Below are 15155 nucleotides of genomic sequence, written 5' to 3'. Positions count from 1 at the left end.
AGGGGAACGTCCGGATTTACAAACAAAAGGACCTCGACATCCGACAAAAGGACCTCAGCTTTCACAGTAATGTGGAGGCGGAGGTCCTTTTGCTCGCGGAAATTCGGGTTCAAGCGGGGCTCGCAAAGTCGCAAAATGACGGTGTGACACAGCCCCCTTCAACTAGATTTGATGATCGTGCCGGAACGCGGAAGGCGTCATGCCGACTTTCGCGCGGAACACCCTGCACAAGTAAGAGCCGTTCTCGTATCCGCAGCGGGAGGCGATCGCCTCGAGCGTATCGTTCGTTTCGCGCAGCAGCCGTTTCGCTTCCTCCAGACGAAGCCGCGTCGCATACTCAACCGGGGTACAGCCGTATGCCAGCCGGAATCGGCGGGTCAGCTCGGAAGGCTTGATGCCGAGACATTCGGCGATGTGCTGCATACGGATTTCACCGGACAGCTGCCGGTGAATAGAACTCGCCGCCTGCTTCATCAGCGGGTCGGTCATTTTTTTGCGATGGAGCGCCTGCTTTCGTTCCTCTTCGCACAGGTACAGCAAATCCAGCAGCATATGGCTGGCGTAATGAATCATTCCGGAGCCGCCGCCGTATGCGACCCAGCTTTTGCGCAAGTAGGAGTAAGTGGAAGAAAGCCGATTGACGTCGCCGATCGACACATTCCCCACAGGAAGCCCGGAGAGGGCTCCATCCGCTCCTGACAGCGCGGTGAATTGGAAGACGTGAAAGGAGATGTCCCCGAGCGATTGACGCCTGAAAACGGTGCCGGGAGGGCAAAACACGAGGTCTCCGAAGGAAGCCCGGCCGTGAAACGTCCCGATTCCATAGTCGAACGCTCCCGTTTCCGCACCGATTAATACATAATTGTGATGGGTTTCCTCGCCCTTGATAAATCCGGGCTGAGGCCCGGCACATGTATACGTTTTCACTTCCAGCATCGCACTTCCCAATCTGCACTCCCCCTCGGCGGCTGCAGCTGCCCGTTTCACGATCCCTCGAGATTACCATAACGAACCGTCAGGTCCAGCGTCAAGACCAAAAAAAGTGTCAGAAATAACTAAACTGCGTGTATTTCGCTTCAAATTTTGTGGAGGTATGATTAAAGCGAGATCTCGATGTATGCGCATACAATCCTACGCAGAATGTGTCAAGACGGACTGGATATTCAATGTAAAGGAGTTCGGGGCGAAGGGAAACGCCAAATACCGGAACCCGGCCAACGGGTAATATTATCAGGACAGCTCCTACACGATGCCGGCCGATGACGGGTATTGTTCCCTCCCGTGTGCTCTTCGTTGACGGAACCGGATCACAAGGGGGACTTCGAATGAAGATAAAGAAGAGGCAATGGTTAGTTTATAGTCTTGCGTTATGCATAGGCGTCATGTCCGGCTGCTCCGGCGGTTCCGGTACGGGAACGAATGGGGGAGGCGGAAGCTCCGGAACCGGCGGGGGAGAATCGTCTGCACCCGCTCCCGCGCCTGCCGGGTCAACCGAACCGGTGGAGCTCGTATTCTGGTTCCACGTCGGTTCGATTACGAACAACGAAGGCTTTATGAGCGCCTTCGGGAACAAAATCAAAGAAAAGTTTCCTCATGTAACGCCGAAGTTTATCGCTCCTTCGAACAGTGTCAACTTGAAATCGCTGGTCGAATCCAAACAGCCGATCGATATTTTTTATGACGCATACGGCCAGATATACAGTTATTTGAAGGAGTACAACTTGCAGTACGATATCTCCGGTCTGATTCAAACTTACAAATACGATGTGTCGCGTCTGGAGCCGACCGCGGTAGCGGCGATGAGGCAAATCGCGGGCGGCGGGATGTACGGGCTCCCGGTAACGGTTGATTCTGTCAATCTGATATACAATAAAGCGCTTTTTGAGCGATTTGGCGTGCCTGCCCCGAAGGACGGCATGACGTGGGACGATGTATATGAATTGACCAGGAAGATGAGCCGGACCGAAAGCGGCGTGCACTATTACGGGATGGGCATGTCGCCCGGGGCGGTCGCGAACGGCGATCCGCTGTCTCCCGTGTTTATCGATCCGGTCAAACACCAGGGACTGTTCGCCTCGGAGAAGCCGAGACGGATGTTCGAGACGCTGACGCAGTTTTACCGGATTGCAGGCAACGAGGTCGATTCGACGACTTCCGCTTATGCGACGCAGCTCAAGCTGTTTAGCGAGCAGCGGCTCGCGATGATGCTGGGACCGAACGCGCTCGGAACGAGATATTTTGCCGATAAAGATCCTAATCTCGAATGGGACATCGTATCGTATCCGCGTTACAAGGAGGCGCCTAACACCGGGCCGCAGCTGGCGCCGGGATACTTCCTGATTCCCGTCACCAGCACGCATAAGGAGATGGCGTTTCAGGTGGCGGCCTACGTCACGAGCGAGGAGTTCCAGAAACATCTGGCCCGCCGCGGGTATTCGCCGGCTCTGCAAGGCACCGATATTTGGAGCGAATACGGCAAAGATTTGCCGTACATGCACAATAAACATCTGAAGGCAATGATCCCGGATCAGCCTGCGCCGATCTCACCGTTATCGAAGTATCAGGCGCTCGCGGCCCCGGAATTTACCCAGATCTTTCACGATATCGCGACGAATGCGAAGGATATCAATACCGCCTTGCGCGAAGCGGACGAGAGGATCAACAAGAAGATCGCCGAGCAAATGGCCAAGTAAACCTATAAATAAATAGATGATCACGGGGGAGAGAAACCAATGGAAACGAATCAGCCGATTCAACCTCTTACTGGAACTGGAGCTGGAACCAGGCCGAAAAGGAAACGCTCCATCATCGATTGCGACCTTCATCTGGCCCCTCTGCGCGGGGGATACCAGGCGCTGAAGCCGTACATGTCCCGATATTACCGGGAACAGATTGAGACATGGGGACCGCGGGTGCCCGGGCAAATCGGCATGTACAACAACGGCGGAACGAACGGCACGATGCAGGAGTATAAAATCCCTCCGGGAGACGAGACGGTCGCTCTCAATTACATTCGCGCCAACCTGCTGGAGAAGTATCAGATCGATTACGGAATCATCACCGGCATGGATTACGGGATTAATACGATTCCGGATACGGACTATGCGGCCGCCGTGTGCTCCGCGTGCAACGACTATACAATCGAGCATGTGCTCTCGAAGGAACCCAGGTTCAAAGCGTCCATCATGATTCCGAAGCAGGACGCCGTCCTGTCGGCCAAAGAGATCGACCGCGTCGCTTCGCATCCCGGCTTTGTCCAGGTCATCGTCTCGAACGGAGCCGAGAAGCCTTACGGACACCGGCGGTATTATCCGATCTACGAAGCGTGCGTGCGGCATAACTTGCCGTTTGCGATCCATGTCAGCATGGAGGGTATCGGGATCAATCCTCCGCCGACGGGAGCCGGCTATGTCTCGCATTATGCGGAGTACCGGCTCGCCCGGGCGGGCATTATGATGACGCATCTGGCAAGCTTTATATACGAAGGCGTGTTCGAGCTGTTTCCGACGCTGAAGGTCGTCATGATCGAAGCGGGGATGATGTGGATCGCGCCGGCTATATGGCGGATGGATCAGGACTGGAAGGCGCTGCGCCATAATACGCCCTGGGTCAAGAAGCTGCCGAGCGAGTATTACCGGGAGCATGTGCGCGTGACATCGCAGCCGATCGAACTGCCGGCCAAGCCGGAGCTGTTCCTGCCGATGCTGGAGGCGATCCATGCCGGCCAGTGTCTGATGTTCGCCTCCGATTACCCGCATTGGGACTTCGATTCGCCGCAGCTTGCTTTTCCGAAACTGCCGGATGAGCTGTGGGAGCGCGTCTTTTATCAAAATGCGGCGGAGCTGTACGGGCTGCCGCAGCGGGACGCGGCCAAGGGAGGGAGCAACTGATGTCCAGCTACTTGGCAGGCCGTGTGTCCGAGATCCCTCCCGGCACGCGGAAGATCGTTGAAGTGAACCGCCGCAGCATCGGGATCTACAATATCGACGGACGGTTCTATGCGATACGCAATCTGTGTCCCCATCAGGGGGCGCCGCTGTGCGAAGGCATTACATCAGCTTACGTCACCTCTCCGAGGCCGGGCGAGTTCGTATACGAGCGGGAGGGCGAGGTTGTCCGGTGCCCGTGGCATTTCTGGGAATTCGATATCAAGTCGGGCTGCATGATCGTCGACCCGGCGACGAGAACGAAGACGTATGACGTAACGGTGGAACGGTACGACGTCTGCGTAGAAGACGGCAATGTGATCGTTCATATGGCATAAGCGCAGGCCGGTCTGAAAAGCAAGCACCGGCCATACAGCCCGATCTCGGCTGCAGGCACTTGTTACACGTTCGTGACAAATGTCCGGAAAGATTTGTATCGGGACAGCCTTTCCGATATACTACATTTGAAACGAACTGCTATACGCAGAGATCGAAGGAGGCCGTTCAGCCGTGCATCAGGCGATGTATGTCGTGCATGTCATTTGCGCGCTTGCGCTCATTTTCTACATTTTGCTTCCGTTTTTGGCAGGAGGCGCGGTTAATCGTCCGACCGCGGTAGCGCTTCACCGCGGCAACCGGATCGGCCAGTACGTTCTCATTCTGGCGTTTTTGTCCGGAGGGTATATGGTCAGCAAGGCCGAATATTCGGTATGGTGGATGGTGATGGCGATCGTACTCGTCCTTGTGATGTTCGCCATGACGGGGATGTCCTCGAAGCCGTTCAAGAAGCTGATCGCCGGAGACTCCACGGCGGCCGCCGTACGCAAGCTGCGGACGTTCACGCTGATCAACGGGGTCAGCTACGTGCTGCTGATGGCCATGATGCTTGGACCGAAGTAACGCAATACGAACAACCGGACTTTCCTATCCAGGGAAGTCCGGTTTTCGTCTTGTTGCACACCGGCCTTGTTACGGAGCCGGTTCGTTAAGCTCGTCGAGCGTTTTCTCGAAGCTGGGGGCGAGGTGCTGCAGAAAGTAACGGATCTCCGGCATATCGAGCTTGTCGATCGACTGCTCGATCTGTTTTTTGGCTACGGCGAATTCGCGATTGCCGGCCGACAGCTCGGAGGCGCATTTCAGATAAGCGTCCAGCAGATCGGCGCCTTTCATATAGCGGGCATGCTCCGGATCGGTATTCTTGCCCTCGATCAAGGGACCGTATACGTGCTGGAGCTCCGGCGGGACCATATTGACGAGCCGCTTCGCCGCGTGCTGTTCAATTTCGCGGAAGTTGCGCAAAATATCGGGATTGTGATGTTTGACCGGAGTCGGGATATCGCCTGTGAATACTTCCGTCGTATCGTGGAACAGCGCTGCGGTGACGATTCTCTCCGTCGGCAGACGACGGCCGTAAACGACGTTGGCGATCGTGCACAAGGCGTGCGTCAGCAGCGAGACGTGAAACGAATGCTCGGCCACGTTTTCCTTATGGACGTTGCGCATCAGGCTCCATCGCTCGATGTAGCGAAGACGGTATAAATAAGCGAGAAAATGGCTTTCCATCAGCTTCACCTCATCTGCATTATACATGACGGTTTTTGGGAAAACCAGCAAGCGGCATTAGCCCATATAGCGGAGGCCAGATAGGATATGAGAACTACGCACCGTCAAATCGCGATAGTCGGCCATCGGGGAGCGGCCGGCGAGGCGCCGGAAAATACGCTGGGCTCATTCGCGCTTGCCGTGGAGCAAGGGGCGGATGCGGTCGAACTGGATGTGCATCTGTCCAAAGACGGAAGCATCGTGGTTTGCCATGATGCGAAGGTGAACCGGACGACGACGGGGAGAGGGGCGATCGCGGAGTTGCTGACAAGGGAGCTGAAGCAGCTCGATGCCGGGATGTGGCACTCCGACCGGTACGCCGGGGAACGTCTGCCGCTGCTGGAGGAAGTATTCGACCTGCTTCCTCCGGCCGTAGGCGTGAACGTGGAGATGAAGATCGACAGCCCGGAGCTTCGGAGCGGCCTGCTTCGTCTCCTTCGCGAACGGAGTATGCTGGAACGGGTGTTCGTATCCTCTTTCCACCATGGGGGATTAACCCGTATGAAGCTGGAGGAGCCTGGCCTCCGAATCGGCCTGTTGGTCGACAAAAAGCCGATCATGCCGGAGGAAGCTGCGCGCAAATACGGGGTGGAGCTGTATTCGATGCATCCCCATCACAAGCTGGTCAACCGGCAGTGGATGGAACAGGCGAACCGGCTCGGCATCCGGGTATATCCATGGACGGTGAACAAAGTTCCGCGTATGGCGGAGTTAATCGCGTTTGGCGTGTCGGGCATCATCACCGACTTCCCGGCTCGCTTGCGGGCGCTGCTGAACAACTAAAAAGGCCGCGGGCTCATACGGACCTCCGGTTGGTCGCGTCCCGCGGCAGCTTGTTATCGGATCACCGTTTCGATGCGCCGCTGGATCGTCTGGTGCAGCACTTCCGGCGAAATATGCGGACTGCCCGCATTGATACGCGGGATCTGCATCTTGTTCACGCTTCGGGTCGCCATCTCGGGCACGATCGTGAAGGCGTACTCGATGCCGGCTTCTCTCAGAAGCTCGGAGGAGATCTTATCGTACACGCCGTACGGGTACGCGAGCGTATTGACCTTCTCCGGACCGAGCGGCGTTAACCTTTGGATGCATGCCCGGGTGTCGGACACGATTCTTTGCCGGTACTGTTCTTCCGTCTCCTTTCCTCCGTCCGGGGTAGGCAGGCGGGTGACCATAAACGGTGCGTCGGGATTGTCATGCATCCCTTCCGTATGGCATTGCGCGCTTATAATGCCCGGCATCGCCGTCGTCATCGTCCGGATCTCGTCCGGGGTCATGAAGGTTGGCGTATGCTCGCGCGGGTTGTCGTGTTTGTTCGTAATGATAAAGTTCGCGGCCGGGATTCCCATCCGGGTCAAGATCGGATAAGCGTTCGCATACACGCTCTCGTATCCGTCGTCGAATGTAACGAGCACGGCATTGTCGGGGACGCCGGCGCCTTCCATAAAGGCCAGAAACTGCTGCAGCGAGATGAACGTGTAGCCGCGTTCCCGCAAATAAACGAGCTGCTCCTCGAACAGGTCTGTCGTAATCGTGCCGGAGCTTTCGTCTTCATTATAGATGTGATGATACATCAGGACAGCCACCTGTTCGGCGTACATCGTCTTGCCCTTAGAGACGCCAAGGACCGGCATGAGCAGTGCGATTCCGGCGACGAAGAATATCAGGGTACGGATTAACAGTTTGGTTCGATTCATAGCGGGTTGGACTCCTTGTGCCGGAACTTGTCCGGTTCCGGATGATAGACGGTTTGCGAGCTTCTTCTCTCTGCCAAGAAGCGTCACGGATTCACAATGTTTGGGCTGCATTCCTTTCCTTATACTTCCGCGTCGAAAACTCTTCAAGGAGAGACGAGGTTGCAAGCCTCGATGATCCGAGCTACATTTGCCTTTAGGCATGGGAGTCGATACCGTTGTAAACGTTTAGCTTCATCTGGTATGATCAGGTTATATACGATTCACCCATCATCCCATACTTTTAGACGGCCGAAAGGAGCAGCATGTTTCATGCAACATTTTAAGGAAAGCATTTATAAGCTGATCGTAGAAACTTCTACCAATTTGCCGGCCGACGTACGCCGCGCGATTCAGCGCGCCCAGGAGAGCGAGGACGAAGGGACGCGAGCGGCTCTGTCGTTATCGACGATTTCCGAGAACATTACGATGGCGGAATGCAATGTGTCGCCCATCTGCCAGGATACCGGCATGCCGACTTTTATTATACATTGCCCGGTCGGAGCAAACCAGATCGAAATGAAGAAGAGCATCATTGAAGCGGTCCGCCAGGCGACGAAGGACAGCAAGCTTCGCCCGAATTCGGTCGACTCGCTGACCGGCGCGAACAGCGGCGACAACATCGGTCCGGGCGTTCCCGTCGTTCATTTCGAGCAGTGGGAAAAGGACGACGTCGATGTGCGGCTTATTCTGAAAGGCGGCGGCTGCGAGAACAAAAACATTCAATACAGCCTGCCGGCCGAGCTCGAAGGCGTAGGCAAAGCCGGCCGCGACCTGGACGGCATCCGCAAATGTATCATGCACGCCATCTATCAGGCACAGGGACAAGGCTGCAGCGCCGGCTTTATCGGCGTAGGCATCGGCGGCGACCGCACGACGGGTTACGAGCTGGCCAAGCATCAGCTGTTCCGCGCAGTGGACGACGTCAACCCGAACGCCGACCTGCAGAAGCTGGAGGAGTATGTCTTGGCGAACGCCAACAAGCTCGGCATTGGCACGATGGGCTTCGGAGGCCAAGTGACGCTGCTCGGATGCAAAGTAGGCGTGATGGACAGGCTGCCGGCGAGCTTTTTCGTATCGGTTGCTTACAACTGCTGGGCGTTCCGTCGTCAAGGCGTGTTGCTCGATGCGGCGACAGGCGAGATCAAGGACTGGGTGTACGAGAGCGGCAGCAACGTTGCGATGGCCGATCCGGCGGACAAGACGAAGACAGGTGGAGAAGGACGCCGCGAGGTGGTGCTGCAGGCGCCGATCACTGAAGAGCAGATTCGCCAGCTCCAGGTTGGCGACGTTGTCGTCATCAACGGCCTGATGCATACCGGCCGGGACGCGCTTCACAAATATTTGATGGATCATGACGCTCCGGTCGATCTCGACGGACATGTTATCTACCACTGTGGACCGGTTATGGCCAAGGACGAAAGCGGGGAATGGCATGTCAAAGCGGCCGGACCGACGACGAGTATCCGGGAAGAGCCGTACCAGGGCGATATTTTGAAAAAGTTCGGGCTTCGCGCCGTAATCGGCAAAGGCGGCATGGGACCGAAAACGCTCGCTGCGCTTCAAGAGCACGGAGCGGTCTACTTGAATGCGATCGGCGGAGCGGCCCAGTATTACGCGGAGTGCATCAAGAAAGTCGACAGCGTCCATTTCATGGAGTTCGGCATCCCGGAAGCGATGTGGCATTTGCAGGTGGAAGGGTTTGCTGCGATCGTAACGATGGACTCGCACGGCAACAGTCTGCACGCGGACGTCGACAAAAACTCGCTGGAGAAGCTGGCTGACTTTAAAGAGCCGGTATTTAAATAACGGTCCGGTACTGTTCGAGTCGAACGTTATGCCGGAACGATCAGTATGAACGGGAAAGGCCCTGGTATCCGATACCGGGCTTTTCTTATGCCGTCGGACGTTTACAAAATCTTTACTGGAAAAAACGGAAGGGGCGGACTACGCTATATAAGTTGAACTAAATTGGCTTATATAATTAAGATATCCGATTAAGCTTGGCCCCTGCCGGCAGTCCTGGGGCGTAGAAGGCCGCGCTTACGGATTTTGGGAATTCGGGGATAATAGAGGAGAACTGTGCCGGATTGCGGAGGCCGGGGCCCCGGTACAAGATCTGCTGTTTGCGGACGATGGGGAATGCAGACTGGCAAAGGAGCGAATAACTGTCCATGAAAAAGTTCAGAACGCGGCTGACGCTTCTGTTTGTGGTTCTGATCGGCTGCTCCGTGCTGGCTGCTGCGGTATTTGTAGCTTTTATGCTGGAGAGGTCGCATATGAACGCCCTTCAGGACGGCATGAAGCGCGAGATTCAAATTATTATCGCTACGGCGGAAGGAAGCATTCAGCAGTTTGAACGCCGCAACAGCGATTATTTTACCGAGAGAGCGGTATATTTGAAAGAGTCGGCCGACTCGCGCGTGACGTTCATCTCGGCCGACGGAGTCGTGCTGGGCGATTCCGACCTAGACCCGAAGCAGATGGACAATCACTTGTCGCGCGAAGAAATCCGTCAGGCGCAACAGTCCGGAGCCGGCTACGCGGAGCGGCGCAGCGAATCGACCGGCCAGAACATGTTGTACGTCGCGATGTCGGTGCGCAACGGGGCGGACATCGTAGGATTTATTCGGCTGTCGATGGGGCTTGAAGTGATCGAATCGACCATTAGCAACCTGTGGTGGGGACTCATCGGCGGACTGCTCGTCGTGTTCGTCATCGCCGGGCTGATCAGCTTTCGGGTAGCGCACCAGCTGACCCGGCCGATCGAGCGGATTACACGGGTAGCGCGGCAAATATCGAATCTGAACTACAAATCGCGCGTTTACTTACGCAACCGGGACGAGATCGGTCAGCTTGGCCAGGCGATCAATACGATGGCGGACAGTCTGCAACTGCAAATGCACCGCATCCTCGAGAATGAAAGCCGGCTGTCCAGCGTGCTGGACAATATGGTGAGCGGGGTCGTCATGATCGACGCCGAAGGCAGGATCGTGCTGGTCAATCGATCCGCGGAAGAGATACTTGGCTACTCGTCCAAAGATTTTATCGGCAAAAGGTTCGACAGCGCCAATCAGCCGTACGAGCTTGTGCAGATGATCAAGGAGTGCATCGAACGCAACGAGCGGATTCGCGATGAGATTTTATTTTATTTCCCGGAGGAACGAATTCTTGAGGTGAATCTGGTGCCGATGCAGGGTGTCGACGACGATTGGCTCGGGCTGGTTATTGTTCTGCACGACATTACCGCGTTCCGCCGGCTGGAGCGGGTGCGCAGCGAGTTTGTGGCGAACGTCTCCCATGAGCTGAAGACGCCGGTGGCCGCCGTGAAGGGGTTTGCCGAGACGCTGCTTGCCGGGGCGATGAATGATGCGGATACCGCCAAATCGTTTCTGCAAATTATATACGATGAGAGCGAGCGGCTGAACCGGCTGATCGGCGATATTCTGGAGCTCTCCAAAATCGAATCGAAGCGGGCGCAGCTGCAATTTTCTCCCGTTCATCTGCATAGCTTTGTCGGCAAAACGCTGGATATGATGCGTCCGGCGGCTGACCCGAAGCAGATCGGGCTGGAGATGAAGGTGGATGAGGACATCTACATGGAGGCTGACGAAGACCGGCTGCGGCAAATTATGATCAACCTGCTTTCCAACGGGATCAACTATACGCCGGACGGCGGCAAAGTGAAGGTATCGGTAGAGACGGTCGAGGCGGACGCGGAAGACGAGGCGGAGAAAATACGGATCGTCATCTCCGATACCGGAATCGGCATACCGAAAAAAGATTTGCCGCGCATCTTCGAACGGTTTTACCGGGTCGATAAAGCGAGGTCGCGCAGCTCCGGAGGCACCGGGCTCGGGTTGTCGATCGTCAAGCATCTGGTCGAGCTGCATAAAGGCACGATCCGCGTGGAGAGCGAGCTGGGGCTCGGGTCGAGATTTACTTTGGAGCTGCCGGTTATTCAGCAATAGAAGGTTCGGAATCAGGCGGGGAGGGGGAGCGGCAGGCGCTAGGCGGGGGAAGCGTGGAAAATAGAGAAATGGCGCCGATTCTGTTGTAGGACTGTCTGCTTCGCTTCCTGTTCTTTATCGGAGTTTAGTCAAACGTGAAATTTTGTGGTAAGATTTTATTATCGTAAACCATTCTCCGGTTCAGGGAGAAGATGAATCTATTTATGCAATGTTTCGCAGGGGGGCTCCATGCCGAAAAACATTTTGGTTGTCGAAGACGAACCGACCTTGGCCCGGCTGCTGTCGTACAACCTGTCGCAGGAAGGCTACCAGACGAGGGTGGTCGACCATGGCGGGGAAGGGCTGCAGACCGCGCTTCAGGAATCGTTCGATTTGATTATTCTCGATATTATGCTGCCCGGGATGAACGGTTTTGAAGTGCTTGCCAAGCTGCGGCAAAAGGGCGTGAAGACGCCGGTTATTATACTGACGGCAAGGAACGCCGAGGAAGAAGTGGTGCAGGGCCTCAAGGCCGGCGCTGACGATTACATTACGAAGCCGTTCGGGGTAGCCGAGCTGCTCGCAAGGGTATCGGCCGTCATGCGTCGGACTGGGACGGAGGACTCGTTTGCCGTCGAGGAACCGGGAACGGATAAAGTGATTCAGGTCGCCGATCTGAGAATTTATCCCGAGAAATACGAGGTCGTCCTGAACGGCGAGCAAATTCAGCTGCGTCCGAAGGAGTTCGAGGTGCTGCTTTATTTGGTCCAGCGGCCGGGCGTCGTAGTGACGAGAGACGATCTGATGAATATCGTCTGGGGATTCGATTATGTCGGCGGACAGCGTACGGTTGACGTTCATGTCAGCTCGCTGCGCAAAAAGCTTGAGATGAACCAGGAAACGGTGCAAATCGATTCGATTCGCGGTCTGGGCTACAAATTAATCGTGCATACGACCAAAAAGTAGGTCCATTTCCCGGGAAATGGGGGCGGCGGACGATAAACCGCGATGCTTTTTGTAAAATGATGCTGAAAAATCGCTTTCTCTTTATCGAGAGGGCGATTTTTTGTTTATCTGTCTATATCGACAGCTTGTGCTCCGGGCGGGTTTTGCTGGATACGGGGAACTCCGTTGGGCATATGCGCATACGGTAACAGTACATGATTGGAAGGGAGGAGTATCCCATGTACTGGATATCTCCATATTGGGTTCGTGCTGATTTCATACCGGTTTGGGCTACAACGATGCAGCAGGCGCTGAACCTGATCAAGGAGGCCGTTCAAGGAGAACGAAACGACGAGTTGTTCTACGACGAACTGATCCAGCTTGCCCCGAATCGGCAGCAAGCGGCGATAATCGAAGGAATCCGCAACGACGAACGGACACATAACCAGATGTTCCGGGATATGTACATGGCTCTGACCGGCCAACTGGTAACCGGTATCAGCAACGAAGCTTACATGAAAGTTGAATCATATGTCGAAGGGTTGGAAAGAGCGCTTAACGGCGAGCTGGCTGCGGTCGAAAAATACCGGAAGATTTGGTTCGGCCTGCCTGCCGGTATTTACAAGGATACCGTCTTCGGCATTATATTGGACGAAATGAAGCATGCGGACAAGTACAACTACTTAATTTCGTTAAACCGATCGGGAAGCTAGCCTGGGTTGCGACCGGGTCACGAGAGCTGCTCCAACAGACATTTTGGCTAACGGCTTCCGGCAGGCAGGCTGTCACCTTCAAGCCAAAGACTTATTAATCCGGCAATTTCCGGTTAAGGACTGTCCAAAGGAAGCATACTATGCCAAGGAACCGACTTCCAATTCCAAGGAGACATCAGCTCGTGGCCGAATATATGCATATTTTTTTTCGTACCATGATTGCGTTCATAATGCTGCTCGTAATCGCGCGTATTCTTGGCAAGCAAGTACTGTCCAATATGACGTTTCACGATTTTGTTACCGGTATTACTTTGGGAGCTATCGCCGCCAATCTGGCGTTTAATCCCAAGATCGAGTCTTCGTATCTGGTGCTTTCTCTTGCCGTGTTTACGACGACTTCCTTTGTGATCGCGGTAGTATCCATCAAAAGCAGAAAAGTGCGGAAATGGATCACAGGCTCACCGACGGTTCTGATCGAGGGCGGGAAACTATTAGAGGGCAATATGAAAAAAGTGAAATATTCACTGGATTCGCTTATTCAATCGCTGCGCGAAAAGGATGTGTTCGATCTCCATGAAGTTGAGTATGCGGTGCTGGAGGATAACGGCAAGCTGTCGGTACTCAAAAAGCACGACTATCGGAACATCACCAAAAAAGATTTGCATATTACACCGAAGGCTCCGACAAGCTTCCCGATCGAACTCATTATGGACGGTCAACTAATCGAACGGAATCTGAACGAACACGGCGTCTCGCGCAAGTGGCTGGAGTCTGAATTGGAGCATAAGAATAAGCGGATATCGGATGTTTTCTATGCGGTGAAAAGCACAAGCGGCAAGCTGATGCTCGATTTTTACCAGGACGGCTTAAAACAGCCAATTGATAAAGAACTGAACACATAACACAAAACGCCCCTTGTTTCCGGAACCGGATAGGGGCGTTTTTGGCTATAGGAGGGCTAAAAAGCGGCACTATCCGGCTCGATATTAATTCTCCCGTCCTGTTCGGTGTCGGTCTCATCGAGTTCGTCGTCTTGCCTTAAGCCTGGGCGTTCGTGGGCTTCCAAATCTTCGCCGACATCTCGCTGTACGGCCTGTTCCCGCTTATCCATCGTGTTCCTCCTTTCTGCTCGAACGTTAGCCTTTCCCGGGAGCAGGGGCGATATTCGTTCCGGTACCAGAAAGCAGGCCCGGTCACCCGCCTTTCATACTCATAGCACCTGACGATTAACTGTTTTCGTATGGACTGAAACATAGCGGGGCTTCTTTCGTAAATAGAAGAAACCGAATCTGGGAGGGAATGCCCGTGTGGGAAACGTTGAACCGGAAACTGGACGAAGCGAATGAGAAACGGCAAAAAAAGTTGAAGTACGAACGCCGGTTAACCGATATGCAGGCCCGCATCCGAGAGGTGCAAAGTCAGATTCCCCGGCTGGAGCTGAAGCTGGAGAAGGAAAACCGCGATGTGGAGCAATTGACGAAGCTGACGCTGACTAGTTTATTTCATACGATTTTGCGCAGCAAGGAGGAGCAGTTGGAGCTGGAACGGCAGGAAGCGCTTCGTGCGGCGTTGCAGTTGCAGGAAGCGAAGGATCAGCTGGCCCAGTTGGAAAAAGAACGAAGCGAGGTCGGCCTGGCGCTGGCGGAGGTGAGGTTAGCCGAGCAAGAATATGAAACGCTGATGCGGGAGAAGGAATCGAAGCTGCAGCAGTATTCGGCCGAGACGGCAAGTCAAATCGCCAGGATGGACGAAGAAGCGGCCTTTACTTCGGAACGCCATGTGGAGCTGCGGGAGGCTGTCGACGCCGGAGAGCTGGCGCTGAATCTGCTGCGTCAGGCGGAAGGGAGTCTGGGCAAAGCCGAAGACTGGGGAACGTGGGACATGCTGGGCGGAGGCACGGTCAGCACGTATATCAAGCATGGCCACATCGACGATGCCCGTTCCATTATTCGTTCGGCGCAGCTCCGGATGCGTCAGTTCGAGAAGGAGCTGGCGGATGTGGGGCGGCATTCGGCGATGAGGATCGAGATTAGCGGCTCTTTGGAGTTCGCCGATTATTTCTTTGACGGATTGATTACGGACTGGATCGTTCAGGGGCGGATTCAGAACTCGCTGGAGCAGGTCCGCAAAGTGCGCCAGAACATGGCCCGCATCGTGGCTGATCTGCAGCGCGAAAGGGCGACAGCGGAAGCCGAACTGACAAAGCTGCGCTCTCGCCGGACGGCGCTGATCGAAGGGGCTTGAATCGCTTCCGGAATGTGAATGGTTTCTGGTGCCGGATCTGGC

General features: G+C 55.1%; 15 protein-coding genes. 11 read left to right on the top strand and 4 right to left on the bottom strand.

The window, feature by feature from the left end:
• Window positions 1-162: 162 nt before the first annotated feature.
• Complete coding sequence (locus tag AC3Y2E_RS07220; RefSeq protein ID WP_379208644.1) at window positions 163-948, bottom strand: helix-turn-helix domain-containing protein; 786 nt, start codon at window positions 946-948, stop codon at window positions 163-165.
• Between the two features lie 377 nt (window positions 949-1325).
• Here AC3Y2E_RS07220 and AC3Y2E_RS07215 point away from each other — a divergent pair, with 377 nt between their 5' ends.
• The 4 genes from AC3Y2E_RS07215 (at window position 1326) to AC3Y2E_RS07200 (ending at window position 4826) form a co-directional block, all read left to right on the top strand.
• Window positions 1326-2693, top strand: a complete 1368-nt coding sequence (locus AC3Y2E_RS07215) for an ABC transporter substrate-binding protein (protein ID WP_379208642.1) — start codon at window positions 1326-1328, stop codon at window positions 2691-2693.
• A 39-nt stretch (window positions 2694-2732) separates the two neighbouring features.
• Window positions 2733-3890 (top strand): amidohydrolase family protein, encoded by a 1158-nt coding sequence (locus AC3Y2E_RS07210; RefSeq protein ID WP_379208640.1) that lies wholly within the window; start codon window positions 2733-2735, stop codon window positions 3888-3890.
• Window positions 3890-4264 (top strand): Rieske (2Fe-2S) protein, encoded by a 375-nt coding sequence (locus tag AC3Y2E_RS07205; protein WP_379208638.1) that lies wholly within the window; start codon window positions 3890-3892, stop codon window positions 4262-4264. The genes AC3Y2E_RS07210 and AC3Y2E_RS07205 overlap by 1 nt, the downstream gene beginning before the upstream one ends.
• A gap of 172 nt (window positions 4265-4436) precedes the next feature.
• Window positions 4437-4826 (top strand): hypothetical protein, encoded by a 390-nt coding sequence (locus AC3Y2E_RS07200; RefSeq protein ID WP_190929433.1) that lies wholly within the window; start codon window positions 4437-4439, stop codon window positions 4824-4826.
• 69 nt (window positions 4827-4895) lie between these two features.
• Here the strand turns inward: AC3Y2E_RS07200 and yfbR are convergent, their stop codons facing one another.
• Entirely contained in the window at window positions 4896-5489 is a 594-nt protein-coding gene (gene yfbR / locus AC3Y2E_RS07195; protein WP_379208635.1) for a 5'-deoxynucleotidase, read from the bottom strand.
• 87 nt (window positions 5490-5576) lie between these two features.
• On the opposite strand from yfbR, the gene AC3Y2E_RS07190 reads away from it, so the two are divergent.
• A complete protein-coding gene (locus AC3Y2E_RS07190; RefSeq protein WP_379208633.1) occupies window positions 5577-6311 on the top strand; it encodes a glycerophosphodiester phosphodiesterase in 735 nt (244 codons plus the stop codon).
• Between the two features lie 53 nt (window positions 6312-6364).
• On the opposite strand, the gene AC3Y2E_RS07185 is transcribed toward AC3Y2E_RS07190, so the two are convergent.
• Window positions 6365-7225, bottom strand: a complete 861-nt coding sequence (locus tag AC3Y2E_RS07185; RefSeq protein ID WP_379208631.1) for a polysaccharide deacetylase family protein — start codon at window positions 7223-7225, stop codon at window positions 6365-6367.
• Between the two features lie 309 nt (window positions 7226-7534).
• Between AC3Y2E_RS07185 and AC3Y2E_RS07180 the strand changes: the two genes are divergently transcribed.
• From AC3Y2E_RS07180 to AC3Y2E_RS07160, 5 genes are all read left to right on the top strand, one after another.
• On the top strand, window positions 7535-9070 hold the full coding sequence (locus AC3Y2E_RS07180; protein WP_379208629.1) for a fumarate hydratase: 1536 nt from the start codon (window positions 7535-7537) through the stop codon (window positions 9068-9070).
• 365 nt (window positions 9071-9435) lie between these two features.
• A complete protein-coding gene (pnpS, locus tag AC3Y2E_RS07175; RefSeq protein ID WP_379208626.1) occupies window positions 9436-11232 on the top strand; it encodes a two-component system histidine kinase PnpS in 1797 nt (598 codons plus the stop codon).
• 228 nt (window positions 11233-11460) lie between these two features.
• On the top strand, window positions 11461-12177 hold the full coding sequence (locus AC3Y2E_RS07170; RefSeq protein WP_379208623.1) for a response regulator transcription factor: 717 nt from the start codon (window positions 11461-11463) through the stop codon (window positions 12175-12177).
• Between the two features lie 218 nt (window positions 12178-12395).
• Window positions 12396-12869, top strand: coding sequence for a ferritin-like domain-containing protein (locus AC3Y2E_RS07165; protein ID WP_190929440.1), 474 nt, complete (start codon window positions 12396-12398; stop codon window positions 12867-12869).
• Window positions 12870-13051: 182 nt separating this feature from the next.
• Window positions 13052-13771: a DUF421 domain-containing protein gene (locus AC3Y2E_RS07160; protein ID WP_379208620.1), complete on the top strand. Its 720-nt coding sequence runs from the start codon at window positions 13052-13054 to the stop codon at window positions 13769-13771.
• Window positions 13772-13827: 56 nt separating this feature from the next.
• Here the strand turns inward: AC3Y2E_RS07160 and AC3Y2E_RS07155 are convergent, their stop codons facing one another.
• The gene (locus AC3Y2E_RS07155) at window positions 13828-13980 is read right to left on the bottom strand and encodes a hypothetical protein (protein WP_379208617.1); all 153 of its coding nucleotides are present in this window, start codon (window positions 13978-13980) and stop codon (window positions 13828-13830) included.
• Window positions 13981-14174: 194 nt separating this feature from the next.
• Between AC3Y2E_RS07155 and AC3Y2E_RS07150 the strand changes: the two genes are divergently transcribed.
• Window positions 14175-15113, top strand: a complete 939-nt coding sequence (locus tag AC3Y2E_RS07150) for a hypothetical protein (RefSeq protein ID WP_190929442.1) — start codon at window positions 14175-14177, stop codon at window positions 15111-15113.
• Window positions 15114-15155 lie beyond the last annotated feature (42 nt).

This window comes from Paenibacillus sp. MAH-35 (genome assembly GCF_058135425.1).
The sequence above is the reverse complement of the archived record's forward strand: the minus strand, read 5'-3'. Positions and strand labels throughout refer to the sequence as shown.

Coding starts and splice junctions, on each gene's coding strand:
- AC3Y2E_RS07215 (WP_379208642.1), top strand. CDS start 1,326: ATGAAGATAAAGAAGAGGCAATGGTTAGTTTATAGTCTTGCGTTATGC.
- AC3Y2E_RS07210 (WP_379208640.1), top strand. CDS start 2,733: ATGGAAACGAATCAGCCGATTCAACCTCTTACTGGAACTGGAGCTGGA.
- AC3Y2E_RS07205 (WP_379208638.1), top strand. CDS start 3,890: ATGTCCAGCTACTTGGCAGGCCGTGTGTCCGAGATCCCTCCCGGCACG.
- yfbR (WP_379208635.1), bottom strand. CDS start 5,489: ATGGAAAGCCATTTTCTCGCTTATTTATACCGTCTTCGCTACATCGAG.
- AC3Y2E_RS07190 (WP_379208633.1), top strand. CDS start 5,577: ATGAGAACTACGCACCGTCAAATCGCGATAGTCGGCCATCGGGGAGCG.
- AC3Y2E_RS07185 (WP_379208631.1), bottom strand. CDS start 7,225: ATGAATCGAACCAAACTGTTAATCCGTACCCTGATATTCTTCGTCGCC.
- AC3Y2E_RS07180 (WP_379208629.1), top strand. CDS start 7,535: ATGCAACATTTTAAGGAAAGCATTTATAAGCTGATCGTAGAAACTTCT.
- pnpS (WP_379208626.1), top strand. CDS start 9,436: ATGAAAAAGTTCAGAACGCGGCTGACGCTTCTGTTTGTGGTTCTGATC.
- AC3Y2E_RS07170 (WP_379208623.1), top strand. CDS start 11,461: ATGCCGAAAAACATTTTGGTTGTCGAAGACGAACCGACCTTGGCCCGG.
- AC3Y2E_RS07165 (WP_190929440.1), top strand. CDS start 12,396: ATGTACTGGATATCTCCATATTGGGTTCGTGCTGATTTCATACCGGTT.
- AC3Y2E_RS07155 (WP_379208617.1), bottom strand. CDS start 13,980: ATGGATAAGCGGGAACAGGCCGTACAGCGAGATGTCGGCGAAGATTTG.